The sequence below is a fragment of the Kitasatospora sp. NPDC051702 genome (assembly GCF_040681575.1).
GTDB lineage: Bacteria > Actinomycetota > Actinomycetes > Streptomycetales > Streptomycetaceae > Kitasatospora.
Map to the genome: position 1 here is coordinate 23,076 of NZ_JBFAZB010000018.1, position 23,693 is coordinate 46,768.

At 75.4% G+C, this 23,693-nt stretch carries 23 protein-coding genes; 13 read left to right on the top strand and 10 right to left on the bottom strand.

Annotation, left to right across the window (positions count from 1 at the left end):
- Nucleotides 1-8 precede the first annotated feature (8 nt).
- Nucleotides 9-1,478 carry an MFS transporter gene (locus tag AB0N04_RS17350; RefSeq protein WP_360209730.1) on the bottom strand — a complete coding sequence of 490 codons (1,470 nt, stop codon included), beginning with the start codon at nt 1,476-1,478 and terminating at the stop codon, nt 9-11.
- A 182-nt stretch (nt 1,479-1,660) separates the two neighbouring features.
- Here AB0N04_RS17350 and AB0N04_RS17355 point away from each other — a divergent pair, with 182 nt between their 5' ends.
- Nucleotides 1,661-3,736 carry an MDR family MFS transporter gene (locus AB0N04_RS17355; protein ID WP_360209728.1) on the top strand — a complete coding sequence of 692 codons (2,076 nt, stop codon included), beginning with the start codon at nt 1,661-1,663 and terminating at the stop codon, nt 3,734-3,736.
- 96 nt (nt 3,737-3,832) lie between these two features.
- On the opposite strand, the gene AB0N04_RS17360 is transcribed toward AB0N04_RS17355, so the two are convergent.
- Entirely contained in the window at nt 3,833-4,333 is a 501-nt protein-coding gene (locus AB0N04_RS17360; RefSeq protein ID WP_360209726.1) for a GNAT family N-acetyltransferase, read from the bottom strand.
- Nucleotides 4,334-4,513: 180 nt separating this feature from the next.
- Here AB0N04_RS17360 and AB0N04_RS17365 point away from each other — a divergent pair, with 180 nt between their 5' ends.
- From AB0N04_RS17365 to AB0N04_RS17375, 3 genes are all read left to right on the top strand, one after another.
- A complete protein-coding gene (locus AB0N04_RS17365) occupies nt 4,514-4,999 on the top strand; it encodes a DUF2975 domain-containing protein (RefSeq protein WP_360209724.1) in 486 nt (161 codons plus the stop codon).
- Nucleotides 4,999-5,265, top strand: a complete 267-nt coding sequence (locus AB0N04_RS17370; protein WP_360209722.1) for a helix-turn-helix transcriptional regulator — start codon at nt 4,999-5,001, stop codon at nt 5,263-5,265. Before AB0N04_RS17365 ends, AB0N04_RS17370 begins: the two co-directional genes overlap by 1 nt.
- A 121-nt stretch (nt 5,266-5,386) precedes the next feature.
- A complete protein-coding gene (locus AB0N04_RS17375; RefSeq protein ID WP_360209720.1) occupies nt 5,387-6,838 on the top strand; it encodes an ATP-binding protein in 1,452 nt (483 codons plus the stop codon).
- A gap of 54 nt (nt 6,839-6,892) precedes the next feature.
- Here the strand turns inward: AB0N04_RS17375 and AB0N04_RS17380 are convergent, their stop codons facing one another.
- Nucleotides 6,893-7,570: a response regulator transcription factor gene (locus tag AB0N04_RS17380; protein WP_360209718.1), complete on the bottom strand. Its 678-nt coding sequence runs from the start codon at nt 7,568-7,570 to the stop codon at nt 6,893-6,895.
- A 192-nt stretch (nt 7,571-7,762) separates the two neighbouring features.
- Between AB0N04_RS17380 and AB0N04_RS17385 the strand changes: the two genes are divergently transcribed.
- The 3 genes from AB0N04_RS17385 (at nt 7,763) to AB0N04_RS17395 (ending at nt 10,047) form a co-directional block, all read left to right on the top strand.
- Nucleotides 7,763-8,563, top strand: coding sequence for a hypothetical protein (locus AB0N04_RS17385; protein WP_360209716.1), 801 nt, complete (start codon nt 7,763-7,765; stop codon nt 8,561-8,563).
- 61 nt (nt 8,564-8,624) lie between these two features.
- Nucleotides 8,625-9,290 carry a DedA family protein gene (locus tag AB0N04_RS17390; RefSeq protein ID WP_360209714.1) on the top strand — a complete coding sequence of 222 codons (666 nt, stop codon included), beginning with the start codon at nt 8,625-8,627 and terminating at the stop codon, nt 9,288-9,290.
- Nucleotides 9,291-9,336: 46 nt separating this feature from the next.
- On the top strand, nt 9,337-10,047 hold the full coding sequence (locus tag AB0N04_RS17395; RefSeq protein ID WP_360209712.1) for a phosphatase PAP2 family protein: 711 nt from the start codon (nt 9,337-9,339) through the stop codon (nt 10,045-10,047).
- 239 nt (nt 10,048-10,286) lie between these two features.
- Here AB0N04_RS17395 and AB0N04_RS17400 read toward each other — a convergent pair whose 3' ends face one another.
- Entirely contained in the window at nt 10,287-11,324 is a 1,038-nt protein-coding gene (locus tag AB0N04_RS17400; protein WP_360209784.1) for an aldo/keto reductase, read from the bottom strand.
- 124 nt (nt 11,325-11,448) lie between these two features.
- Between AB0N04_RS17400 and AB0N04_RS17405 the strand changes: the two genes are divergently transcribed.
- On the top strand, nt 11,449-12,078 hold the full coding sequence (locus tag AB0N04_RS17405; RefSeq protein ID WP_360209710.1) for a TetR/AcrR family transcriptional regulator: 630 nt from the start codon (nt 11,449-11,451) through the stop codon (nt 12,076-12,078).
- A 116-nt stretch (nt 12,079-12,194) separates the two neighbouring features.
- On the opposite strand, the gene AB0N04_RS17410 is transcribed toward AB0N04_RS17405, so the two are convergent.
- Nucleotides 12,195-13,265, bottom strand: a complete 1,071-nt coding sequence (locus AB0N04_RS17410) for a TerD family protein (protein WP_360209708.1) — start codon at nt 13,263-13,265, stop codon at nt 12,195-12,197.
- Between the two features lie 198 nt (nt 13,266-13,463).
- On the opposite strand from AB0N04_RS17410, the gene AB0N04_RS17415 reads away from it, so the two are divergent.
- Nucleotides 13,464-14,723 carry a pyroglutamyl peptidase gene (locus AB0N04_RS17415; protein WP_360209706.1) on the top strand — a complete coding sequence of 420 codons (1,260 nt, stop codon included), beginning with the start codon at nt 13,464-13,466 and terminating at the stop codon, nt 14,721-14,723.
- A gap of 39 nt (nt 14,724-14,762) precedes the next feature.
- Here AB0N04_RS17415 and AB0N04_RS17420 read toward each other — a convergent pair whose 3' ends face one another.
- The 3 genes from AB0N04_RS17420 to AB0N04_RS17430 form a co-directional block, all read right to left on the bottom strand.
- Nucleotides 14,763-15,263: an inorganic diphosphatase gene (locus AB0N04_RS17420; RefSeq protein WP_360209782.1), complete on the bottom strand. Its 501-nt coding sequence runs from the start codon at nt 15,261-15,263 to the stop codon at nt 14,763-14,765.
- Between the two features lie 128 nt (nt 15,264-15,391).
- The gene (locus AB0N04_RS17425) at nt 15,392-15,817 is read right to left on the bottom strand and encodes a hypothetical protein (protein WP_360209704.1); all 426 of its coding nucleotides are present in this window, start codon (nt 15,815-15,817) and stop codon (nt 15,392-15,394) included.
- Nucleotides 15,818-15,951: 134 nt separating this feature from the next.
- Nucleotides 15,952-16,686: a Mut7-C RNAse domain-containing protein gene (locus tag AB0N04_RS17430; RefSeq protein ID WP_360209702.1), complete on the bottom strand. Its 735-nt coding sequence runs from the start codon at nt 16,684-16,686 to the stop codon at nt 15,952-15,954.
- A 114-nt stretch (nt 16,687-16,800) separates the two neighbouring features.
- On the opposite strand from AB0N04_RS17430, the gene AB0N04_RS17435 reads away from it, so the two are divergent.
- Nucleotides 16,801-17,019 (top strand): hypothetical protein, encoded by a 219-nt coding sequence (locus tag AB0N04_RS17435; RefSeq protein WP_360209700.1) that lies wholly within the window; start codon nt 16,801-16,803, stop codon nt 17,017-17,019.
- Here AB0N04_RS17435 and AB0N04_RS17440 read toward each other — a convergent pair.
- Nucleotides 16,950-18,239 (bottom strand): MFS transporter, encoded by a 1,290-nt coding sequence (locus tag AB0N04_RS17440; protein WP_360209695.1) that lies wholly within the window; start codon nt 18,237-18,239, stop codon nt 16,950-16,952. The two genes, AB0N04_RS17435 and AB0N04_RS17440, sit on opposite strands and share 70 nt — an antisense overlap.
- A 332-nt stretch (nt 18,240-18,571) precedes the next feature.
- Here AB0N04_RS17440 and AB0N04_RS17445 point away from each other — a divergent pair, with 332 nt between their 5' ends.
- A complete protein-coding gene (locus tag AB0N04_RS17445) occupies nt 18,572-21,007 on the top strand; it encodes a molybdopterin cofactor-binding domain-containing protein (RefSeq protein WP_360209693.1) in 2,436 nt (811 codons plus the stop codon).
- 53 nt (nt 21,008-21,060) lie between these two features.
- Nucleotides 21,061-21,525: a (2Fe-2S)-binding protein gene (locus AB0N04_RS17450; protein WP_360209691.1), complete on the top strand. Its 465-nt coding sequence runs from the start codon at nt 21,061-21,063 to the stop codon at nt 21,523-21,525.
- 45 nt (nt 21,526-21,570) lie between these two features.
- Here the strand turns inward: AB0N04_RS17450 and AB0N04_RS17455 are convergent, their stop codons facing one another.
- Entirely contained in the window at nt 21,571-22,005 is a 435-nt protein-coding gene (locus tag AB0N04_RS17455) for a hypothetical protein (protein WP_360209689.1), read from the bottom strand.
- Between the two features lie 268 nt (nt 22,006-22,273).
- Between AB0N04_RS17455 and AB0N04_RS17460 the strand changes: the two genes are divergently transcribed.
- Complete coding sequence (locus AB0N04_RS17460) at nt 22,274-23,578, top strand: hypothetical protein (RefSeq protein WP_360209687.1); 1,305 nt, start codon at nt 22,274-22,276, stop codon at nt 23,576-23,578.
- Nucleotides 23,579-23,693: the final 115 nt, after the last annotated feature.

The following is a 23,693-nucleotide window of genomic DNA, read 5'->3' on the forward strand; positions in this document are numbered from 1 at the left end:
GACCCGCCCTACGGGGTGTCACCGGCCGCGACGTCCGCCACCGCCACCACCAGGGCCACCAGCACCAGGCCCGCCGCCACCGCCACGCCCAGTTGGAAGGCCAGCGCCCAGTCCGGGTGCCGGCCGCGGGCGTGGGCGAAGAACACCGAACCGACGATCGCGATGCCGACCGCCGAACCCACCCGCTGGGCGGTCTGCAGCACCCCGCCCGCGCTGCCCGCCCGGGCCACCGGCACCCGTTGGAGGGTCAGCGTCTGGTTCGGCGCGATCACCAGCCCGCTGCCCGCCCCCGCCACCAGCAGCGGCAGCGCCGTCGCCCAGCCCGTCGCCGCCCCCGACCAGAGCCGCACCGCCCCCGCCGAGGCCACCAGACCGCACAGCACCAGCAGCAGCCCGGCCACCACCAGCCGCCGCCCCAGCCGGGCGACCAGCCGCCCGCCCACCGCCGCCGCACCGGCCGAGCCGAGTGCGAACGGGGTGATCGCCAGACCGGCCGACAGCGCCGAGTAGTGCAGGCCCGCCTGCAGGTACAGCGTGAAGATGAAGAAGATGGCGGTGAACCCGGCGAAGTACACCAGCGACAGCGCCACGCCCGCCGCGTACGGGCGCACCGCGAACAGCGCCATGTTGACCAGCGGCTCCCGCCGCCGCGCGTAGTACCGCTCCCAGCCGACGAAGGCGCCGAGCAGCGCGGCCGCCAGCGGCAGCAGCAGCCAGCGCGCCGCGCTGTGCCACTGCTGCTCCTGGACGAACGGCAGCAGCAGCGCCACCGTGCCGGCACCGAGCAGCAGCACCCCGACCGGGTCGAAGTCGCGGTGCCCGGCCCGCTCGGCGGCCGGCGCGGGCGGCGGGAGCAGCCGGCGGGCGAGCGGCAGGGCCGCCACCCCGATCGGCAGGTTCACCAGGAACACCCAGCGCCAGCCGTCCTGAGGCCCGAACAGGTGGATCAGCAGGCCGCCCAGCAGCGGGCCGACGGCGGTGGACAGGCCGATGGTCGCGCCGAGCGCGCCGAAGGCCCGGCCGCGCTCGGCCCCCTGGAACAGCGTCTGGATGAAGCCGGAGACCTGCGGGACGAGCACCCCGCCGGCCGCGCCCTGGAACAACCTGGCCAGCACCAGCCACTCCTGGCTCCGGGCCGCCCCCGCCAGGGCACTGGCCAGGGTGAACAGGGCCAGCCCGGTGAGGAAGACGGCCCGTCTGCTGCGCGCGTCCCCGAGCCGCCCGGCCGGGACCAGCACCAGGCCGAAGGCCAGCGCGTAGCCGCTCAGCACCCACTGCAGCCCGCTCTCCGACATGTGCAGCCCGGCCCGGACGGTCGGCAGCGCGACGTTGACGATGCTGACGTCCAGCAGCGTCATGAACCCGGCGACCAGGCAGACCGCGAGCGCCCGCCAGCGCCGCGCGGCGGCCGGCCCGCCGACGCCGGACGCGCCGGGCGGCGGGGGGTCCACCGCGCTGCGGGAGGGGTGGGCGGTCATGGGAGCCTCTTCCCGGTGTCCGGGGCGTCCTCGTACGGGCCCCGGTCGGCTCCGGTCGACGGACGGGCGCTGCCCGGCCATCGTCGCCCGGACCACCCCACCGCGCCACGCGGCCCGTCCCCGCTCACCCGGACGGGCGAGCCGGATCGCGGCGGCCCGCGGCCGGGCCCGAGGCTGAGGGCATGAACGCCGCGACCGAAACCCCGCCCGCCGCCCCACCGGTGCTGGACGTCCGGCAGCGGAACGTCGTCTTCGGCACCATCGTGCTGGGCATGCTGCTGGCCGCCCTCGACCAGACCATCGTCGGCACCGCGCTGCCCACCATCGTGGCCGACCTCGGCGGTGCCGCCCACATGTCCTGGGTGGTGACCTCCTACCTGATGGCGGAGACGGTGGCGACCGTCCTGGCCGGGAAGTTCGGCGACCTGTACGGGCGCAAGCTGCTGTTCCAGGTGTCCGCGATCGTCTTCATCACCGGCTCGTTCCTGTGCGGCCTGGCGACCGACATGACGCTGCTGATCGCCTGGCGGGCGCTCCAGGGCGTCGGCGCGGGCGGCCTGATGGTCACCGCCATGGCGCTGATCGCCGACGTCATCCCGCTGCGCGAGCGCGGCAAGTACCAGGGCGCGATCGGCGCGGTGTTCGGCGTGGCCACGGTGATCGGCCCGCTGCTGGGCGGGCTGTTCACCGACCACCTGTCCTGGCGCTGGGCGTTCTACGTCAACGTGCCGATCGCCGTCGTCGTGGTGATCGCGGCTGCCCGGACCATTCCGGCGGTCCGCTCGGCGGTGCGGCCGGTCATCGACTACCTGGGCATCGCCCTGGTCTCGGTCGGCGCCAGCGCCCTGATCCTGGCGACCAGTTGGGGCGGCAACCAGTACGCCTGGGGCTCGCCGGTGATCATCGCCCTGTTCGCCGGCGGCGTCCTGGCACTCGGCCTGTTCTGCCGGGCGGAGACCCGGGCCGTCCAACCGATGCTGCCGATGCGGCTGTTCCGCAACCCGGTGTTCGCGGTCTGCTCGGTGCTCAGCTTCATCGTCGGCTTCGCCATGCTCGGCGCACTGACCTTCCTGCCGACGTTCCTGCAGTACGTCGACGGCGACTCGGCGACCGTCTCCGGCGTGCGGATGCTGCCGATGGTGATCGGCCTGCTGATCGCCTCGGTCGCCAGCGGCAACGTCGTCAGCAAGACCGGCAGGTACCGGATGTTCCCGATCGCCGGCACCCTGGTGATGGCCGTCGGCCTCTACCTGCTCTCCCGCCTGGAACCGGGCACGGGCACCGCGCTGGCCTCCTTCTACATGTTCGTCCTCGGCGTCGGCATCGGGCTGAGCATGCAGGTGCTCACCATCGCCGTGCAGAACACCGTCGACTACGCGGACCTCGGCACCGCCACCTCCGGGGTCACCTTCTTCCGCACCATCGGCAGTTCCTTCGGCACCGCCGTGTTCGGCACCATCTACGCCAACAGCCTCAGCACCGAACTGGCCAGGGGCGTGGCCGTGTCCGCTCGGCTCACCGGCGCCGACCCGGCGCTGCTGGCCCGCGCCGCGGAGAGCCCGCAGGGGCTGCACCGGCTGCCGCCCGCGCAGGCGGCGCCGATCGTCCAGGCGTACGCGGACGCCCTGCACACCGTCTTCCTGTGGACGGTGCCGGTCGCGCTGATCGGCTTCGTGGTGGCGCTGTTCCTCAAGCAGGTGCCGCTGCGCGACACCGCCCGGGCCGGCTCGACCGACCTCGGCGAGGGCTTCGCCCAGCCGAACAGCAGCGACCCCGACCCGCACCTGGAACTGGCGGTCTGCAAGATCGTCCGCGGCGTCGACCTGGACACCGTCCGCTCGATCGTCACCGACGCCGACACCCCGGTCGACCTCGCCGGCGCCTGGGCGCTGATGGAGGTCGCCGGGCACGACAAGGCGCTCGGCGAGGCCTCGCTGGGCCTGATCGCCGCCCGCAAGCGCGTGCCGCCCGAGGTACTGGAGCCGGTCTTCGACCGGATGACCGTCGAGGGCTACCTGACGCGCGACGGCGACCGCTTCACCCACACGGAGGCCGGCACCCGCGAGGTCCGCGCCCTCGCCCGCGCCTGGTCGGACTGGCTCAACGCCCGGCTGGACGCCGACGCCGGCCGCCCCCGCAGCCCGCAGCTGCGCACCGCCGCGGACGCCGTCGCCTGGCGCCTGCTGGTCGAGGACCTCGCCAACGGGCTCCCGGCCCACGCCAAGGCCAAGGCGCGGGCGAGGGCCGGGGTGGAGTGACCGCGGGGCCCGTCCGGACGTGACCCGCCGGGTGGGCCGCGCCGGGTGGGCCGCGCCGGGCAGGAGCTACGCCGGGTGGGCCCCGCCAGGCGGGAGCTACGCCTCCTCGAGCCGCTTCGCCAGCACCAGCTCGCGGCGCAGCCCGTCGTCGAGGAGGTCGCCGGGTTCGTCGGTGTCGGCGAAGCCGTGCCGGCGGTAGAGGGCGATCGCGGCGTCGTTGTCGGGCATCACGGCCAGCTTCAGGGTGGTGCGGCCCTGCTCGGCGGCCCAGCGGGCGATCCCGTCGATCAGCTCGCCGGCCACCCCGCGGCCACGGGCGGCCGGGCCGACCCACATCGAGATCAGCTCGGCGGCCGCGGCGTCCCCGTCGGCGGGCACGCCGCTGGCCATCGCGACCGGGGTGCCGTCCAGGACGGCCACCAGGTCGAGGGCGCCGGGGATCTCCAGCCGGGATCGCCAGCGGGCCTCGCGGTCCCCGTCGCCCTGCCAGTCGGCGAGCACGGACCCGAAGGCGTACGGCGCCTCGGTGAGGGCGGCCAGGCGCAGCTCGCGCCAGAGCGGCCAGTCGTCGGAGGAGAGTACTCGCAGTTCAAGCATGGTGCGGACCTTGCCGCACCCCGGTCGGCGGGGCAACCGTATTACCGGGCGGCCGACTGGTCCGTCGGGGTGGCACGCCGGGAGCCGCGGAGCCCTCCACCGTTCCCGGCGCTCCCCGACACCTTGCCCCGCCTATCGAGATTCGATAGATTCCCATCGTCATTCGATGGAGGGATGACCGTGGGAAATCTGACCGTGCGCGCGCTGCGCGCCGTACTCCTGGTGGTGCTCGCCGGCACCGTGCTCGTACAGGCCGGGCTGCTGTGGGCGCTGGCCACCGACCCGGAGGACGGGACGCTGCCGCTGACCGCGATGCGCCTGCTGACGATCCTGGGGCTGGCGTCGGCCCAGGTCGCCCTGGTCTGCGTGTGGCGGCTCGTGGCGATGGTCCGGCGCGGGACGGTGTTCTCCCCGGCCGCCTTCCGGTACGTGGACGGCGTGATCGGCGCCATCGTGGCGGCCTCCCTCGTCTGGTTCTCGGTCACCGCCGTCAACGCGCCCGGCCAGCGCGAGGACCCGGGGGTCACCGTCATCATGGGCGGCATCGGCCTGGCCATCCTGGGCGTCGCGCTCATCGTGCTGGTGCTGCGGATGCTGCTCGCCCAGGCCGTCGCGCGCGACGTCGAGGCCACCCAGCTGCAGGCCGAGCTGGACGAGGTGATCTGATGCCAATCGCCGTCGACATCGACGTGATGCTGGCCAGGCGCAAGATGTCCGTGGGCGAGCTCGCGGACCGCGTGGGCATCACCCCCGCCAACCTCGCGGTCCTCAAGAACGGCCGGGCCAAGGCGGTGCGGTTCGCCACCCTCGCCGCGCTCTGCGAGGTGCTCGAGTGCCAGCCGGGCGACCTGCTGCGCTGGGAGGGCGAGGACGACACGGGCGACGCCACGGGCGGCACCGGCGGCGTTGCTGAAGGAACGCTGAAGACCTGAAGGCACCTTCAGCCGCCCGGCCCGGCGACCTGCCACCCTGGGGGCATGCGCGTACTGGTGGAGAACGACGGGCGGCCGGCAGGGCCCCGGGGCGGGGCCGGCTTCCGCGGGGTGGCCGCAGGTGGCTGACCGGACCCGCCCTTCCGCTCCCCGGGCGGGCCGCCGCCGCGCCACGGCCGCACTGCACCGGCTCGCCGGGCACCCCCGCGTCGCTCCCCTGGTCGCTCGCCTCGCACCGCGGTCCGTCCGCACCCGCACCACCCTCGCCGCCTGCGCCAGCGTGGCCGTCGTCATGCTCGCCGCGTCCGCCGCCGTCCTCCTGCTGCTGCGCGCCAACCTGGAGCGCACCGTCGAGACGGGCGCCCGCGAACAGGCCCAGGCCGTCGCCCGGCTCGCCGCCGACGGCCACCTCGCCACACCGCTCCCCCTCGACCACGGCACCGACTTCATCCAGGTCACCGACGCGGCGGGGAAGGTCGTCGCCGCGAGCCAGAACCTCACCGGACACCCCGCCCTCACCCCCACCACGACCGAGGACGGCCACACCAGCTACGACCTGCGCGCCCTCGGCGACGAGCACCACCAGCGCGTCACCACCCTCACCGCCGACACCCCCGCCGGCCCCGTCACCATCCGCGTCGGCGCCTCCCTGCGCACCGCCGACACCGCGGAGGACCTCACCACCGCCGCACTGGCCGGCCTCAGCGCCGTCCTGCTGGTCACCGTCGCCACCCTCACCTGGCGCGCGACCGGCCGTGCGCTGCGCCCGGTGGAGGCGATCCGCGCCGAGGTCGCCGCCATCGGCGACCGCGACCTCGACCGGCGGGTGCCCGAACCCCGCAGCGACGACGAGATCGCCCGCCTCGCCGGCACGATGAACGCCATGCTCGACCGCCTGGAGACCGCCGGCACCCGCCAGCGCCGGTTCATCGCCGACGCCTCCCACGAACTGCGCAGCCCCCTCACCGGCCTGCGCGCCCAGCTGGAGATCGCCCTCACCCACCCCGACCCCCAGGTGCGCACCGGTCTCGTCGCCGGAGCCCTGGAGGACACCGAACGCCTCCAGTCCCTCGCCACCGACCTGCTGCTCCTCGCCCGCCTCGACGCCACCGGCAGCGACCGCCCGCACGAACAGGTCGACCTCACCGAACTCGTCCGCGCCACCGTGGCGGGCCGCGGCCCGCAGCCCCACCCCGTCGACCTGCACGCCCAGGAGGGGATCACCGTCACCGGCAACCCGCTGTGGCTCGGACGGCTGCTGACCAACCTCCTCGACAACGCCCAGCGCCACGCCCGCCGGCACGTCACCGTCCGGCTGTCCGGGGACGACACCGGCGGGCAGGCCGTCCTCGACGTGGCCAACGACGGCACCCCGATCGATCCGGCCGACCGGGAGCGGATCTTCGAACGGTTCACCCGCCTCGACGAGGCCCGCAGCCGCGACGACGGCGGCAGCGGTCTGGGCCTGTCCATCGCCCGTGACATCGCCACCATCCACGGCGGCACCCTCACCGTCCAGGACGCGCCGGACGGCACCACCTTCCGCGCCCGTCTGCCGGTCACCCGGGGCTGAGCCCCGCTCCCCCGGCCCGGCACGGCCCCGAGCCGGTCAGCCGCCGTCAGCCGGTCAGCCGCCGTCGGACGCCAGGCGGTAGCCGGCGCCGCGGACGGTCTGCACCGCGGCCCGGCCGAAGGGCGCGTCGATCTTGCGGCGGAGGGCGCTGACGTGGACCTCGACGGTGTTGGGGTCACTGTCGAGGGCGGTGTCCCACACCGCGTCCAGGATCTCCCGCTTCGACACGACCTCACCGGCCCGGCGGGCGAGGTGGTCCAGCACGGCGAACTCGCGCGGCGTCAGCGCGACGGCGGCACCGCCCCGGGAGCAGGTGCGGGCGGCGGAGTCGACGACGAGGTCGCCCAGGACGGTGCGCCGGGGCGCCCGGCTGCCGATCCGGCGGGCGAGCGCCCGGAGCCGTGCGGTGAGGACGACGAAGGAGAAGGGCTTGGACAGGTAGTCGTCGGCACCGGTGTCGAGCGCCTCGGCCTCGTCCCACTCGCCGTCCTTGGCGGTGAGCATCAGGATGCCGACGTCGCTGCCGGCGGCCCGCAGCCGTGAGCAGACCCGGTAGCCGTTGAGGCCGGGCAGCATGATGTCGAGGACGATCACGTCGTAGGCGTGGTCCATGGCCCTGGCCAGGCCGGACAGCCCGTCGTGGGCCACGTCCACGGTGAACCCCTCCGCGGTCAGTCCGAGCTGGACCGTCTGGGCCAGCCGGCGTTCGTCCTCCACCACCAGTACGCGCATACCCACCAGGGTGGCAGGTCCCCCGACCGGAAGCTGAAGGCGTCTTCAGGTCTTCAGCCGATCTTCAGCAACACCCGGACATGCTGGCGGTACCGCCCGGGAAAGGCCCCGGGCCCGTCGAGGATCGGCGGCCGACCCCCTCGTCTCGTCGGCGCGGCCCGCGCCGCGCATCATGGAAGGAGCGCCGTCCTCGTGGGCGCCACGACTACCCCCCAGCGGACCCACCGACGCCAGGACCTCTCCGCAGGGCCCGCCTGGAGCAAGGTCCCGCAGGTCACCGCCGTGTTCTGGGCCGTCAAGATCCTCACCACCGGCATGGGCGAGACCACCTCCGACTACCTGGCCCGCGTCCTGGGCCCGGTGCCGGCGGTCGGCTCGGCGGCGCTGCTGCTGGCCGCCGCGCTGTTCGCACAGGCCCGCACCCGCCGCTACGTCCCCGTCGTGTACTGGGCCGCGGTCGTCATGGTGAGCGTCTTCGGGACCATGGCCGCCGACGTCGCGCACGTCGCCCTGGGCGTGCCGTACGCCGTCTCCACGGTGGCGTTCGCCGGCGCCCTCGCCCTGGTGTTCGCCCTGTGGCGCCGCACCGAGGGCACGCTCGCGGTGGAGACCGTCGCCGGCGGCCGGCGCGAGGTCTTCTACTGGTGCGCGGTGATGGCCACGTTCGCGCTCGGCACCGCCGTCGGTGACCTGACCGCCGCCACCCTGGGCTGGGGCTACCTGCCCTCCGGGCTGCTGTTCGCCGCACTGATCGCCGTGCCGGCGCTCGCGCACCGGCTGTCCGGCCTCTCGCCGGTGCTCACGTTCTGGTGGGCCTACGTGCTCACCCGCCCGCTGGGCGCCTGCTTCGCCGACTGGGCCGGGGTCAGCCGGGAGCGCGGCGGCCTGGACCTGGGCACCGGGCCGGTGAGCCTGGCCCTCGCCGCCGTCATCGTGGTGGCCGTGGCGTGGCTGGCGACCACCGAGCGGCGCACCCCCCGGGCCCTGGCCTGACGCGACCACGGCCCTCCGGCCGTAGCCGACCGAACCCGCTCCCCGAGGAGGGAAGCAGATCATGGTGAACCTGTCGTCGGGCCTGCTGGCCGTCAACCCGCTGGCCGTCAACCCGCTGGACGCCGGATCGCTGCTCGGCGCGTTCGGCGCGCTGGGGATCGCCGTGGTGCTGTTCGCGGAGACCGGCCTGCTGGTCGGCTTCTTCCTGCCGGGCGACTCGCTGCTCTTCACGGCGGGCCTGCTCTGCACCACGAGCGCCCACGGCGGACCGCACCTGGACCTCGCCCAGGTGCTCGCCGCCGCCGCGGTCGGTGCCCTGACCGGGGCCCAGGTCGGCTACCTGCTGGGGCGCCGCGGCGGCCGGACGCTGCTCACCCGCTCCCGCAACAAGCGCCTGCACGACGGGGCGGCGCGGGCCGAGGAGATCCTGCAGCGCTACGGGCACGCCAAAGCCGTCGTCCTGGCCCGCTTCGTCCCGGTGGTGCGCACCGTCCTCAACCCGCTGGCGGGCGCGCTCGGCGTCGACGCCCGGACCTTCACCCTCTGGCAGGTCGTCGGCGGCCTGGTCTGGACGTTCGGCCTGGTCCTCGCCGGCTACGCGCTCGGCTCCTCCGTGCCGAACGTCGACCACTACCTGCTGCCGGTGGTCGCCGCGGTGGTCGTGGTGTCGCTGCTGCCGCTCGGGCTGGAGCTGATGCGCTCGCGCCGGAAGGCGGGCACCCGGTGACGGCCCGCCCCGGCGTGCGGGGGCCGCTGCGCCAGGAGGCCGCCTCATGAGCCGGCCGAGCCCGCGCCGCGCCCGCACCACCGCCGCGGTGGCGGCCGGTCTGTTCGTCGTGCTCGCCGTCGGGCTGGCGACCCGTGGGTGGGCCCCGTTCGGGTTCGAGACCTGGGCGCTCGCCCGCAGCGCCGCCCACCGACCGGCCGCGACCCGGGAGGCGGCCGTCGCGGTGACGTGGTTCGGCACCGGCGTCGCCCCGTACGTCATGGCGCTCGCGGCCGGTGCCGTGCTCCTCGGCGCGGTGCCCCGGCCGAGGGAGCGGCGGCGCGCCGTCGCGCTGGCACTGGCGCCGCTGCTGTGGCTGGCCCTCGGGCAGCTGGTGCGCCAGGGCCTGATGCACGGCTTCGGCCGCCCCCGCCCGCCCGCCGGCTACCGGGCGGTCTCCGCGTCGGGCTTCTCCTTCCCCTCGGGGCACACGTTCACCTCGGCGGTGTGCGCCGGGCTGCTCGCGCTGGCGGTCGCCCGGGCCCGGCCCGGCCTGGCGCGGTGGGCGGTGGCCTGCGCGGCGGTGTTCGCGGCCGCGATCGGCCTCAGCCGCGTCTACCTGGGCGTCCACTGGCCCCTCGACGTGCTCGGCGGCTGGCTCCTCGCCGCGGCCTGGCTGGCCGGCGGCGCCCTCCTCCTCGACCGCGTCCTGCGGTGGACCCGCGCTCCGCGCCCGCCGTCCGGCGGTGACCGGGCGCCCGGGAGTACCGCCCCGTAGGGTCAGCTGAGGCACACCTGAGTCACACAGGCGGTCCCCATGACCGTCACACCGGCGGCGGGCGGGCTCCGGTCGCCGGCCGCGGCCGGCCCCGGCGGACCTCGTCCCCGGCGAACGAGGACGTCGAGGCCACCGGGACTGACGGGGCGGACGGCTGACGCGACCGGCCGGGCGGACCAGTCCACCGCGGTCGCACGCACTCGCAGGCCCCCGATCAGCCGCACCGACAACACATCGGGTCAGCCCGCCAGCGGCGGGTTCAGCCGGGCGAAGGCCTCCTGACGGTGGTACGGGAAGTACGGGTAGGGCGCGGTGCGGTCGCTCGCGGCGTCCAGTCGGGCGGCCTGCTCCTCGGTCAGCGCCCAGCCGACCGCGCCGAGGTTCTGCCGCAGCTGCTCCTCGTTGCGGGCACCGATGATGACGGAGGAGACGGTCGGACGGCGCAGCAGCCAGTTGATCGCGACCTGCGGGATGCTGCGGCCGGTCTCCTGGGCGACCTCGTCGAGCGCGTCGACCACCCGGTACAGCAGCTCGTCCTCGACCGGCGGGCCGTAGTCGGCGGTGTCGTGCAGGCGGCTGCCGGCCGGCAGGGGCCGGCCGCGCCGGATCCGGCCGGTGAGGCGGCCCCAGCCCAGCGGGCTCCAGACCAGGGCGCCGACGCCCTCCTCGCGGGCCAGCGGCATCAGTTCCCACTCGTAGTCGCGGCCGACCAGGGAGTAGTAGACCTGGTGGGCCGCGTAGCGGGGGCGGCCGTGGCGGTCGGCGGCGGCCAGGGACTTCATCAGCTGCCAGCCGGAGAAGTTGGAGACGCCGGTGTAGCGGATCTTGCCGGCCCGGACCAGGTCCTCCAGGGTGGCCAGCACCTCCTCGACCGGGGTGCCGGCGTCGTAGGCGTGCAGCTGGAAGAGGTCCAGGTAGTCGGTGTCGAGGCGGCGCAGCGCGGCGTCGACGGCCCTGGTGAGGCGGACCCTGGAGGTGCCGGCGTCGTTCGGCCCGTCGCCCAGCGGCAGGCCGGCCTTGGTGGAGATGAGCACCTGGTCGCGGCGGCCGCGGACGGCGCGGCCGAGGACCTCCTCGGAGGCGCCGTCGGAGTAGACGTCGGCGGTGTCGAAGAGGGTGACGCCGGCGTCGACGGCGATGTCGAGCAGGCGCCGGGCCTCCTGGACGTCGGTGGTGCCCCAGGCGCCGAACAGCGGCCCGCGGCCGCCGAAGGTGCCGGTGCCGAGGCTGAGCGCGGGGACCTTGAGGCCGGAGTTGCCGAGCCTGCGGTACTCCATCGCGGTGCCGGTGGCGGAGGTCATGACGGTTCTCCCCTCGAAAGCCCTTAACGGGACTCCCATGCCGTTAGGATGGTTCGACCCTAGCAGGCCGACCCGAACTAATGGAACAGGAATCCCGTTAATGGCCGTCGAGAACCACGACTCCCCCACCCCCGGGACGGTCCGCCCCGGCGGCCGCACCGCCCGGGTCCGCGCCGCCGTCCTGCGGGCCGCCGAGGACGCCCTGGTCGAACGCGGCTTCGGCGGCCTCGACCTCGGCGACGTCGCCCAGCGGGCCGAGGTCGGCCGCACCACCGTCTACCGCCGCTGGGGCACCACCAGCGCCCTGGTCGCCGACCTGCTGGCCGACATGGCCGAGCAGTCGCTGCCGCGCTCCCGCAGCGGCTCCCTCGCCGAGGACCTCCGGGCCAACGCCCGGCTCGTCCAGCGCACCCTGGCCGACCCCCGGCAGGGCGCCCTGTTCCGGGCGGTGATCGTCGCCGCGGCCTGCGACGCGGAGGCCGCCGAGGCGCTCCGGCTGTTCTACCGACGCCGGGTCGAGGAGTGGGCGCCGTGCGTCACCGAGGCCGTCGAACGCGGCGAACTCCCCACGGACACCGACGAGTCCGAGGTGATCCGGGCCGTCTCCGCACCGCTCTACTACCGGATGCTGACCACCGCCGACGCGCTCGACGAGCGCGCCGCCGACCGCGCCGCGGCCGCCGCCGAGGCCGCCGCCCGGGCCGGCGCCCACCGGCGCCAGGACGCCTGAGCACCAGCGCCGGAGCAGCGCCGTCGGAGAAGGCTCCCCCCGGGACGCCGACGGCCGCACGGCGCGGGTGCGCCGTGCGGCCGTCGGGAGTGGGCCCCGGACCGGACCGGGCCGGTCTAGAAGAACCCCTCGTCATCCTCGTAGTAGTTGTTCACGACCACCTCCGGGCCGTCGTCGCTCAACGCCTCGTTGAGGAGCACGCCGCCGACCAGGCCCGCCGCGCCCGCACCGATCATCGCGCCCGTCCCGAACCGCCGCCCGCCCTGGGCCGGTTGCCCCTGGGCCTGAGCGGGCACCTGCGGGTAGCCCTGCTGGACCGGCTGCGGGTAGCCGGCCTGCGGCGGGGTGTAGAACGGCGGCACGGTGGTCTGCACCCGCTGGGCGCAGGCAGCGCAGGCCTCGACCGGGCGCGGCACGCCCCACTGCGGCGACCACGACACCACCGCGGAACCGGGGCCGTGCGAGGGATCGAAGAAACAGGTCACGGGGAGACTCCCTGCGGTCGACTGGGTCACGGGGGCGAGCGGCGCGGCGGCGGGCAGCGCGGGCGGCGCCGGCGGTGGCGGGGGGACGGCCGGCACGGAGGCCGCCGGAGCGGGGGCGGCCGGCGCTGCGGGAGCGGGCTGCAGGACGTCCACGCCGAAGTCCGCGGCGATGCCGGCGAGGCCCGCCGCGTACCCCTGCCCGACGGCCCGGAACTTCCAGTCCGCACCGTTGCGGTAGAGCTCCCCGAACACCATCGCGGTCTCGCTGCCGGCCTCGGGCGCGACCTCGTACCTGGCCAGCTCGGCGCCGCCGTCCGGGTCGGCGATCCGCACGTACGCGCCGCGGACCTGACCGAAGCTCTGCCGCCGCTGCGCCGCGTCGTAGATCGCGACGGCGACGACGATCCGCTCGACCCCGGCGTCGACGTCCGCGAGCCGGACCTCGATCCGCTCCCGGTCGCCACCCGTGCCGTCGCCGGTGCCGCCCTGGTGGCGGACCGCGCCGTCCGGGCTCTGCAGGTTGTTGAAGAAGACGAAGTGCCGGTCGGAGACGACCTTCCCGGAGGGGCCGCAGAGCAGGGCGCTGGCGTCCAGGTCGTACCCGGCGCCGGCCGTCCAGCCGAGGCCGATCCGTACGGTCCGCAGCCCGGGGGCCTGCTTCCCCAGGGAGACGTTGCCGCCCTTCGTCAGGGCCACACTCATGGGACTTCCTCCACAACCGTCCGATCTACCGCTGTTCTTCCGTTCGACTACGACAACGCTGTAGAACTCGCGGCGGTTCCCGCCCGTCCGCGGCGGTTCCCACCCGTCCGCGGCCCTTCGCGGACCCCTCCGGCGGCGCCCGGAACCCCGCCGGAGGCGCCCTGGCGGGCCGTCGACCCCCCACCTATTGTCGGTGGCATGACATCTCTCCGTCGCGCCACCACCCTGGCCGCCACCCTCGTCGGCACGCTCGCCGCCCTGCTGGCCCCCGCCACCGCCCGGGCCGACCAGGCCGGCTGCCCGACCGTCACCACGGCCCCCGTGGACACCGAACAGGCCCGACTGCGGGACCCGCGGACCGCGGCCTTCACCGAGCGCTCCGGCCTGGACTCCTTCGTCCACCGCTTCCCCGCCGCACTGTGCACCGCCGGGGACGCCGAGCAGGCCGAACAGCTGGTCGACGCCTGGGGCCAGGCCCTGTGGCAGGCCGGGGTGGACCGCTCCCAGGGCCGGCGGGCGCACGGCGAACTGCCCGCCCGCGACGACCGCCCGCTGTACTGGACCAGGCTCGCCATGACCGTCCAACTCGCCCAGTGGCAGCCCGGGTTCGAGATCGACCGGGCCGGACTCCGGGCCCGCTTCGAGGACGCCTCCCGGGGCCTCGACGACGGCTTCAGCGGTCGGCCCGGCGTCCGGCGGATCTTCGTCAGCGGCTTCGACCCGTTCGGCCTGGACACCGAGCCGCGCCGCGCCAACCCCTCCGGCGCGGCCGTCCTGGAACTGCACGGCCGGCGGATCACCCTCGCCGACGGCAGCACCGCCGAGATCCGCGCCGTCGTCCTCCCGGTCCGCTACGGCGACTTCGACGAAGGCATCGTCGAGCGCGCCTTCGGCCCCCACCTGACACCCGGCCGACAGGCCGCCGACCTGATCACCAGCATCAGCCAGGGCTACCCGGGCCTCTTCACCCTGGAGGCCTGGGCCGGGCGCGCCCGCTCCGCCGACCCCGCCACCGACAACACCGGCACCCTGTCCGGCGGCACCCGCGAACACCCGGCCACCGCCCCGGGGCTCGGCGACGGGCCCGAGTTCATCCGCACCACCCTGCCGACCGACACCATGACGGCCGCCCAGCAGCCCTACCCCGTCCTCCTCAACACCTCCGTCACCGAGATCCCCGAGGGCGGTGCCTCACCCGTCGACCGCGAGGACGGACCGACCCCCGGCTCCCGCGCGGTCGCCGGAGGCGGCGGCGGGTACCTCTCCAACGAGGTCGCCTACCGCTCCAACCGGCTGCGTCTGGACCTCGCCCCCGACCTGCCCGGCGGCCACCTCCACACCCCCGTGCTCACCGGCCTGCCCGCCGACCGGGACCGCCTCACCAGCCCGGAGTTCGAGCGCAACGAAGCCGCCATCTCCGGCCAGGTCCGCGCCATCCTGCACGCCGCCCACCTCTGACCCACCCCACCCGGCCTGCCCGCCCCCACCGGGTCCGGGTCAGGCCGGGTGGGCCCAGCGGGTGCCGGCGGCGCGGGCGCGGGACTCGGCGATCTCGGCGTACGCGGCGGAGCGGTCCGCCCAGTGCGAGCCCTCCACCGACTTGCCGCGCTCCAGGTCCTTGTAGACCTGGAAGAAGTGGGTGATCTCCAGCAGGTCGAACTCCCGCAGGTCCCCGATGTCGCGCAGCTCCGCGTAGCGCGGGTCGCGGGCCGGGACGCAGAGCACCTTCTGGTCCGGCCCCCGCTCGTCGCGCATCACCCACATGCCGACGGCCCGGCAGGTCAGGACGCATCCCGGCACGGCCGGTTCGCCGCCCAGCACCAGGGCGTCCAGCGGCTCGCCGTCGCCGCCGAGGGTGCCCTCGACGTAGCCGTAGTCGGCGGGGTATCGGGTGGCGGTGAACAGGGTGCGGTCGAGGCGGATCCGGCCCGCGACGAAGTCCATCACGTACTTGTTCCGGGACCCCTGCGGGATCTCGATCATCACCTCGAACTCCACCACGGCCTCCTCCTGGCTCCTGGGGAGATTCTCCGCCGACGCCACCCGCCGGGCACCCGGTCGGCGCGCCGGATCCCGCGGATCGGCGGCCCGGCGCGCAGGTGCGGCGCCCGCTCAGCCCGCCCCGCTCAGCCGGCGGTCGGCTCCCAGGGGCCGTCCTCGGGCCGCGCCTCGTCGTCCGTCCCGGGCCACGGCGGCATGGTGACGGCGACGATCCGCAGCGGCCCGGGCGCGTCCTCGTCGGCCCGGAACTGGAACGCGGTGCCCAGCGGTATCGAGACCGCCGTGCCGGGTGCGAGCCGCACGGTCTCCTCCCGCCCGTCCTGGCGCCGCCAGAGCCGTCCGGCGCCGGCGGTGACCTGCCACAGCTCCTGCACCGTCGCGTGCGAGACCGCGCGGGTGACCTGCCCGGGGGTGAGCTCGAACTCCGCGAGGCTGCCGCCCCCGTCGAGCACCAGCAGCGGCCGGACCACGGCCCCGTCCGGGGCGGTCACCAGCGGGACGTCTCCGACGTCCGCCGTCCCGAACGGCTCACGCACCGGCTGACCGCTCATCGGCCCGGCCCCTCTCGCCTGGTGGAGCACCTCGCCCCGCACCCACCACCGATGAGACCACGGCCCCCGGAACGGGCACCACCCCGCGGCGGCCGGCGGCCGAGGCCGCGAAGGACCGTCCGATCGGGCCGGTCTCAGCCGCCCGCGGGCGTGCCGAACTCGCGCAGGGCGTCGCCGACGATCGCGTCCAGCCGGGCGTGGTGGGCGCCGCGCCAGTAGGCCTGTCCGCAGTCGACGCACTGGGCGAAGGCGTCGTAGGAGCGCTCGGTGCCGTCCCGGAGCTGCTCCAGCACAGAGGTCTTGTCGGCGTCGCGCAGCGTGCCGTTGCAGGTGGTGCAGCGGGTCCACGGGGCGAGCGGCGGCGCGAAGCGGGAGAGCACGTCGCGCAGCTGCTCGGCCGGGCGGTGGCTGTAGACGTAGGCGCCGGCCCACAGTTCGCGGCGGCGCAGCAGGCCGCGGTCGCGCGAGAGCAGGATGCGCTGCTCGGCGGCGGAGCGGGCGGCGAGCGCGGCGTCGCCGATGTCCGGGTTCTCGTAGGCGGCGTCGACACCGAGCAGCCGCAGGCGCCGGGTGAGGGTGCCGAGGTGGACGTCGAGCAGGAAGCGCGGCGGGACGGCGGAGGGCTGCGGCCTGGCGACGGCCTCCACCGTCACCTGTTCGCCGTCGGCCGGGACGTGCGCGTCCGGCACCGGGCGGCCGTCCACCAGCAGCGCGCCGACCTCGGTGAGCGGGACCCCGAGGGACTCCACGAGGTGGCCGAGCGTCGAGGTGCCGTCGGTGCGCAGCGAGGAGCGGCCGGCCCGGCGGGGCGCGGAGACGAAGAGGTGCAGCTCCGGGGCGAAGTCGAGCCAGATCTGGGGTCGGTCCACGCGGTCAGCATGCCAGCGGGCGGCGGCCGGTGGCCACCGTTTTCCGGGCCCCGCCCGGAGCGGCGTGCGGAGTAGCATCGGGCGTATCCGGAACAGCGGCGGTTGGAGCATGCGATGACCGGGGAGAAGCGGACGCGCCCGGCGGTCGACCCGTTGGCCGACCTGGCCGAGACCGCGCCCGACGACCTGTTCGCCGGGCGGGCCCACCGGGCGCGGCCGGCGCCACCGGGGGACGAGGACCGCTACGGCGGTGACGACGACCTCTACGGCTTCTCGGCGGCCGTGGCCCCGACGGCGGAGGACGGTCGGGAGGGCCCGGCGGGCGACGGGTAGTCGCGGTCGCGGTCGGCCCAGCGCACGACCGGCCCCATCGCGTGGCCGGCCGCCAGGAAGAGGACGCCCAGGACGAGCCAGCCGACCAGGCCGCCGTCCAGCAGCAGGGCGGTGAGCAGCAGCGGGCCGAGGGTGCGGGCGACGGCCACGCCGGTGCCGAAGAAGCCCTGGTACTGCCCGATCCGGTCCGGCGGGGCCAGGTCGAAGCTGATCTGCCAGGAGCCGGCCGACTGCCGCATCTCGCCGACCAGCAGCAGCACCGAGGCGGCCACCAGCAGCGCGGCGAGGCCCCACAGCGGCACGTCCAGGGCGGAGAGGCCGAAGACGGCGCAGCAGGCGAGCAGCAGCAGCCCGGAGGAGCGGACCGCGCGGGTGGCCGAGGCCAGTCCGGTGACGTCGCGCGCCGCCCGCACCTGGAAGGCCAGTACGCCCAGGGTGTTGAGGACGAACAGGGCCGAGCTGAGCCAGCCGATCCCGGGTGCGCGGTCGGCGATCCAGAGCGGCAGGATCAGGCTGAGCAGGGGCATCCGCAGCAGCAGAACGGTGTTGACCAGGGCGACGGCCGCGTAGCGGCGGTCCCGCAGGACGGCCAGGCGCGGTCCGGCGTCCGGCCGGGCGGGCGCGGGCGGGACTTCGGGCAGCCGCAGCAGGACCAGTGCGCCGGCCAGGAACCCGAGCGCGGTGACGACGAAGGCGCCGAGGAACGCCGCCCGGGTGCCGATGGTCAGCGCGACGCCGCCGATGGCCGCGCCGACGGCCAGCCCGCCGTTGAGGGTCGACTGCAGGTGGGCGAGCAGTCCGGTGCGCTCGGCGGGCGGCACCAGGCCGGCGACCAGCGCCTGCCGGGCGGCGGTGAGCCCGGACTGCGTGGTCGCGTAGACGCAGACCGCGACCAGGAACGGCCCGTAGTCGCGGATCACCAGGAAGGCGGCGACCACGACCGCGGTGGCGAGGGCGAGCGCCACCGCGGTGCGGCGCGGCCCGCGGCGGTCGGCGAGGGCGCCGAGCGGCACCCCGGCCAGGGAGCCGAGCGCCCAGGCGACGGCGAGGCCGGCGCCGAGCGCGGTCGCCGACATGCCGACGACGTGGGTGAAGTAGAGCGCGGAGCAGGTGAAGTAGGCGCCGTCGCCGACGGCGCTCGCCAACTGGGCGGCGGCGAGGGTGCGCTGGGGTCCGGCCGGCGGCAGGAGTCTGGTGGCTGGGGCGCTGCTGGTCGGCACTTCTCTCCTGGCGTGGGGCGGCGCGCGGGCCGGCGGTTCGCAACGGTTCGCCGCTCAGCCTAGGAAGGAACCGGTCCGCCCGGAAGGTCCAGTGATCAAGGAATTCCCTGGGCCACTTGGCCGGGGCGCCGCCGCACCGGCGGGCGATCGCTGAACCCCCGTGCGAGGGTGGCCGGTTGCCCGTTCCCCGCACCCCCGGGGGCGCCCCGCCCGCGTGGTCACGACGCCGTCCGTACCCGCCCCGAATCCGCCCGGCCGGCCCGCCGCCGGAGCCCGACGAGCCCACCCGGGGGCCAATGTTGGCCGTGTTGACCCGTCAGTAACGCCCTCCTATGCTCAACGGCGTTCGCGATCCGGCACCGGGGCCGGGGCCGCCGTGCCCGCCCGTTCCCGGCGCCGTCACGGCTCGAAGGACTCCTCCCATCACCACCTCCCTCGCCCCCTCGGGCGACACCGACCACCCGGACGGCGAACCGGCCGCCACCGGCACCGGCCACTCCGGCGACGCCCCGTCCACCACCGACACCGGCCACCCCGGCGACGAACCGGCCGCCAGCGGAACCGGCCGCCGCCGCTTCCTCACCTACCTGCTGGCCGCGCCGACCCTCACCGTCGGCGCCCGGCTCGGCCTCGACGCCGCCGCGCCCGCCACCGCGCGGGCCGCCGTCCGCGCCGCCGCGGCCACCCAGGAGGCCGCCGCCCCCTCGCAGTTGATCGGCCTGCCCGGCATCCCGGACATCCTCGACCTCGGCGACGCACTGATCCTCGCCGGCCTGCCGACCTCGCACCTGCTGGTGCTCGAACTCACCGCCGCCGGGCGCGCGGTGCTGCACCTGCCCCGGCTGGAGGTCGGCCAGGGCCTCACCACCGCCATCGCGATGCTGGTCGCCGAGGAACTCGACGCCCGGCTCGCCGACGTGGACGTCCCGCTCTCCGACGGCCGCCCCGAACTGCTCTTCAACCAGCTGACCGGGGCCTCCAACTCGGTGCGCTCGCTGTACGACCCGGTGCGCGCCGCGGCCGCCGCCGCCCGCGCCCGGCTGGTGACCGCCGCCGCCCGGCGCTGGAACGTTCCGGCGGACACCCTGACCACCGCCGACTCCGCCGTCCTCGCCCCCGACGGCCGCCGGGCCGGCTACGGCGAACTCGCCGCCGAGGCCGCCTCCGTCGCCGCCCCGGCCGTCTCCGCCGCCCCCAAGCCGCCCGAGCGGCAGCGCCTGGTCGGCACGCCCACCGGCCGGATCGACGCCCGCGACATCGTCACCGGCCGCGCCGTGTACGCCGGCGACCTCGCCGTCCCCGGCGCCGTGCCGACGGTGGTCGCCCGCCCCACCACGATCAACGGCACCCTGCGGTCCCTGGACGCCTCCGCCGCCCGCGCGATGCCCGGCGTGCTCGGCGTGGTGCAGATCCCCAGCGGAGTCGCCGTCCTCGCCGAGACCTTCGACCAGGCCCTCAAGGCCCGCGACGCCCTGCGCACCGCGTGGAACCCGGGGCCGCTGGCCGGGCTCTCCGACCCCGACATCCGTACCCGGCTGCGCGCCGCCCACGCGCCGTTCCTCGTCCCGCCACTGCTCACCCGGTACGTGGACGGCGAGTTCGACTTCGCCTTCGTCAACCACGCCCCGATGGAGGTGCTGACGGCCGTCGCCGACGTACGGCCCAACCGCGCCGAACTCTGGTTCGCCGCACAGACGCCGATCGTCGCCCAGCAGACCATCGCCGCCGAACTCGGCCTCCCCCAGGACGCCGTCACCGTCCACGTGGTGCGCGGCGGCGGCTCGTTCGGGCGCCGGCTGTTCTTCGACGCCGCGCTGGAGGCCGCGCAGATCTCCCGGGCCGCCGGCCGCCCGGTCAAGCTGATGTGGACCCGCAACGACGACATGCGCCACGGCCGGATGCGCCCCGCCAGCCACCACCGGATCCGGGCGACGTACGCACTCGGCCAGGTCCTCAGCTACGAACACCGTGCCGCGACCGTCAAGACCGACTTCCGGCACGGGCTCGGCGAGAGCCTCACCGCCGCCGGCTTCAACCTCTCGCTGGCCGGACTCAGCCTCGCCCAGGCCTTCTTCCTGCTCAGCGAGAAGAACCCGTACGACGTCGGGCTGCCCACCCAGCTCCTCGCCGAGGTGCCGCTGGACATGCACACCGGCAGCTGGCGCTCGGTCTACTCCGGCACCGTCCGGGTCGCCGACGAGATCATGATGGACGAACTCGCCCGCCGGATGGGCCAGGACGCCGTCGCCTTCCGCCGGGCCCGACTGCGCAGTGCCGCGGGGCGCGCCGTCCTCGACACCGTCGCCCGGGAGGGGTCCTGGGGCCGGCCGATGCCTCCGGGGCAGGCCCAGGGCATCGGCTACCACGACGAGAACGGCGGGTGCACCGCCTACCTGGTCGAACTCGACGCCACCGACGCGGCCGGCCCCCGGGTCACCAGGGCCGTCATCGCCGCCGACCTCGGCCGGGTGATCAACCCCCGTGGCCTGGAAGCCCAGTTGACCGGCGCGCTGATCGACGGCATCTCGGTGATCCTGCAGGCCGGCAACCACATCGACAACGGCGCCGTCCGGGAGGGCAGTTACGCCGACTTCCGGTACGCGCGGCAGCGGAACAGCCCGCCGGTGGTCGAGATCCACCTCATGCCGCCGAGCGGATCCCCGGGTGGTGCGGGCGAGTTGGGCGTTCCGGCGGCCTCCGCCGCGGTCGCCAACGCCTACGCGCGCGCCACCGGCACCAGCCCCCGCTCCTTCCCCGTCACCTTCTGACCCACCGCTTGACCCGCCGCCCGACTCCCCCAGCCAAGGAACCCCACCACGCCATGCCCACCCACACCTTCGTCCTCAACGGGCAGCCCGTCACCGTCGAGGCCCCGGACGACATGCCGCTGCTCTGGGTGCTGCGCGACAAGCTCGGCGTCACCGGCCCCAAGTACGGCTGCGGGGTGGGCGTCTGCCGCGCCTGCACCAGCCACCTGGACGGCCAGGAGTTCCAGCCCTGCACCCGATCGGTCCGGGACTGCGAGGGCCACAGCGTCACCACCATCGAGGGCCTGGCCGACGGCGACACGCTGCACCCCGTCCAGGAGGCCTGGCTCGACTGCGACGTCGCCCAGTGCGGCTTCTGCCAGCCCGGTCAGATCATGACCGCCGTCGCCCTGCTGCGCCGGACCCCGGCCCCGACGGACGCGGACATCGACCAGATCCAGAACATCTGCCGCTGCGGCAGCTACCCGCGCATCCGCGAGGCGATCAAGCGGGCGGCCGCGCAGCAGGCGCACAGCTGATCCCGCCCCCGCCCGGCGGACGGGCGGGGGCGGGGTCGGGCACTGTCAGCAACCGCCGATCGAGCCGTTCTGCCAGGCGAAGTGGAAGTACCAGTTGCTGTCCGCGTAAGCCCCGTAGACGTACGCGGTGTCCCAGTACTCCGCGCCGTTGGCGCCCAGGTGAGCGGCGTGGATCCGGTACCAGACATTGCCCTGGTTGTTGATGTCCTCGCCCCTCGTCCAGCAGTCGGGGGCGATCTTGTCCCCGGTGTGGCCGACACCGGAGAGGTCGTAGACCCACGGCTTGTAGGACGGCCAGTACGACTGGGGCATGGAGTACAGGCCCACGCCGTGTCCGCTGGAGACGTGGCTGGTGAGGTAGTACCACCCGTCGGCGTTCGCGTTGCCGGCGGACAGACCGACCCCGCCGGCCGCCAGCGCGACCACGGCCGCCGCGGTCGCGCCGCGTCGCCCGATCCTCTTGAGAATGCCCTTGCCCATGTCAACTCCCCTGTTCGGTGTGAACCGTTGACGTGCCGCCCGGACAACCCCGGCGGCGGGACACAGCTGACCGGACGACACGGGCTGTTCGGTAGCACCTGACGGAAACTGACAACACCTGACACCACGCGCCGAACAGGCCGAACACGCCTTCCCCCCAAGGGGTTTCGACGGAGGACTGAACACCGCCGTCACACAGGGCTATGATCCGTACCCGACAATCGAGCAACGGCACCGAGGGATCCGACATCTGACAACGGGGGTCGTCGTGGCGGAGCAGAAGTCCAAACCGGGGCAGGAGGCGCCGGCGCCGGCGCCCACCCCCGCCGAGAGTCTGGCGGCCGACCTGTGCCGCCTGCGCCTGGACGCCGGGAAGCCGTCCTTCCGCACGATGGCAAAGACGGCCGGGTCGATCTCGCACACCACGCTCTACGAAGCGGCGTCCGGCGCCCGGGTCCCGTCCTGGCCCACCACCAGGGCGTTCGTCCGGGCCTGCGGCGGCGACGAGGCGCAGTGGCACGCCCGGTGGACCGCCGCCGTCGGCGCCGAGCAGCCCGGCGCCACCCCACCGGCCCCGGCCGCAACCCCGGCCCCGACGGCCCCACCGGCCTCCGCACCGGCCGCGGCCGCCGGTCCGGCGCCGGGCGGACAGCCGGGCGGGCAGTCGGGCGGGCAGCCTGGCGGGCAGTCGGCCACGCCGCGCCCACGCCGCCGCCGGATCTGGACCCATGCGATCAGTCTGCTGGTCGGCATCGCGCTCGGCAGCGGCGGCACACTCGCCGTGACCGGGCACGACACCCCGGCCGCCGCACCGCCCGACGCGCACGGCTGCCCCGCCGGGGCCTCCGGACCGGCCGCCTCCGACCGGCCGTCCGCGACGGAACGCCCGGGCGAGGGTCCGACCGGGGCTCCGACCGGGGCTCCGGCGGAGGATCCGGCCGGGGCCGCGGGCACCACCGGCCCGGCCTGGGTCGCCCGCACCGCCGCCGACCAGGAGGCCGTGTCCAGCACCGGGGCCGACCTCCCGGTGCGCTCCCCCGTCGGCCGGGGGGACGCCCTAGTCGTCACGATGATGCTGACCAGCACCTGCCCCGGCGCCGTCTCGGTCACCGACACCGGGCAGGACCGCTTCCAGGTCCTCGGGGACGTGACCGACTCGCTGCGCCACCGCGTACTCGTGCTCGCCGCCTTCCGGGCCGCCGGCCTGACCACCGCCGACACGGTCCGCGCCGACTACCCGCGGGCGAGCAAGTTCCACATCGCCGTCGACGAGTTCCGCGGCGTCACCACCGCCCGGTCCGCCGCCCGCGCCTCCGGGGACGCCGGCGGGACGACCTTCACCACCGACTCCGGCTCCGTCGCCTGCCGGCCGGGCGACCTCCTGGTGGGCGCGGTCGGCAGCAACACCGGGACGGCGCCGGCCTTCGGCAGCGGCTGGACGGCCCTGCCCGCGCTCGCCCTCTCCTCCTACCGCCTCACCACCGCCCACAAGATCGCCACCGACCCGGACCACTGCGCCGCGGCCGGACGCACCACCTCCCAGTGGGGGGCCGTCCTCGCCGTCCTGCGGTAGGCCCGCTGTTTCGGATCTTGCCGGGCGCACGACGGCGGACCGGTCCGCCGTCGTGCGCCCCGCGCGGTACCCCCGGCCAAACCCCGCCCCCCCCCCCGGAACCCGCGACGCGGGG

Coding starts and splice junctions, on each gene's coding strand:
- AB0N04_RS17395 (WP_360209712.1), top strand. CDS start 9,337: ATGAGCCGGCCGAGCCCGCGCCGCGCCCGCACCACCGCCGCGGTGGCG.
- AB0N04_RS17415 (WP_360209706.1), top strand. CDS start 13,464: ATGACATCTCTCCGTCGCGCCACCACCCTGGCCGCCACCCTCGTCGGC.
- AB0N04_RS17370 (WP_360209722.1), top strand. CDS start 4,999: ATGCCAATCGCCGTCGACATCGACGTGATGCTGGCCAGGCGCAAGATG.
- AB0N04_RS17355 (WP_360209728.1), top strand. CDS start 1,661: ATGAACGCCGCGACCGAAACCCCGCCCGCCGCCCCACCGGTGCTGGAC.
- AB0N04_RS17455 (WP_360209689.1), bottom strand. CDS start 22,005: ATGGGCAAGGGCATTCTCAAGAGGATCGGGCGACGCGGCGCGACCGCG.
- AB0N04_RS17445 (WP_360209693.1), top strand. CDS start 18,572: ATGCTCAACGGCGTTCGCGATCCGGCACCGGGGCCGGGGCCGCCGTGC.
- AB0N04_RS17410 (WP_360209708.1), bottom strand. CDS start 13,265: ATGAGTGTGGCCCTGACGAAGGGCGGCAACGTCTCCCTGGGGAAGCAG.
- AB0N04_RS17435 (WP_360209700.1), top strand. CDS start 16,801: ATGACCGGGGAGAAGCGGACGCGCCCGGCGGTCGACCCGTTGGCCGAC.
- AB0N04_RS17390 (WP_360209714.1), top strand. CDS start 8,625: ATGGTGAACCTGTCGTCGGGCCTGCTGGCCGTCAACCCGCTGGCCGTC.
- AB0N04_RS17425 (WP_360209704.1), bottom strand. CDS start 15,817: ATGAGCGGTCAGCCGGTGCGTGAGCCGTTCGGGACGGCGGACGTCGGA.
- AB0N04_RS17405 (WP_360209710.1), top strand. CDS start 11,449: ATGGCCGTCGAGAACCACGACTCCCCCACCCCCGGGACGGTCCGCCCC.
- AB0N04_RS17360 (WP_360209726.1), bottom strand. CDS start 4,333: ATGCTTGAACTGCGAGTACTCTCCTCCGACGACTGGCCGCTCTGGCGC.
- AB0N04_RS17450 (WP_360209691.1), top strand. CDS start 21,061: ATGCCCACCCACACCTTCGTCCTCAACGGGCAGCCCGTCACCGTCGAG.
- AB0N04_RS17380 (WP_360209718.1), bottom strand. CDS start 7,570: ATGCGCGTACTGGTGGTGGAGGACGAACGCCGGCTGGCCCAGACGGTC.
- AB0N04_RS17400 (WP_360209784.1), bottom strand. CDS start 11,324: ATGGAGTACCGCAGGCTCGGCAACTCCGGCCTCAAGGTCCCCGCGCTC.
- AB0N04_RS17350 (WP_360209730.1), bottom strand. CDS start 1,478: ATGACCGCCCACCCCTCCCGCAGCGCGGTGGACCCCCCGCCGCCCGGC.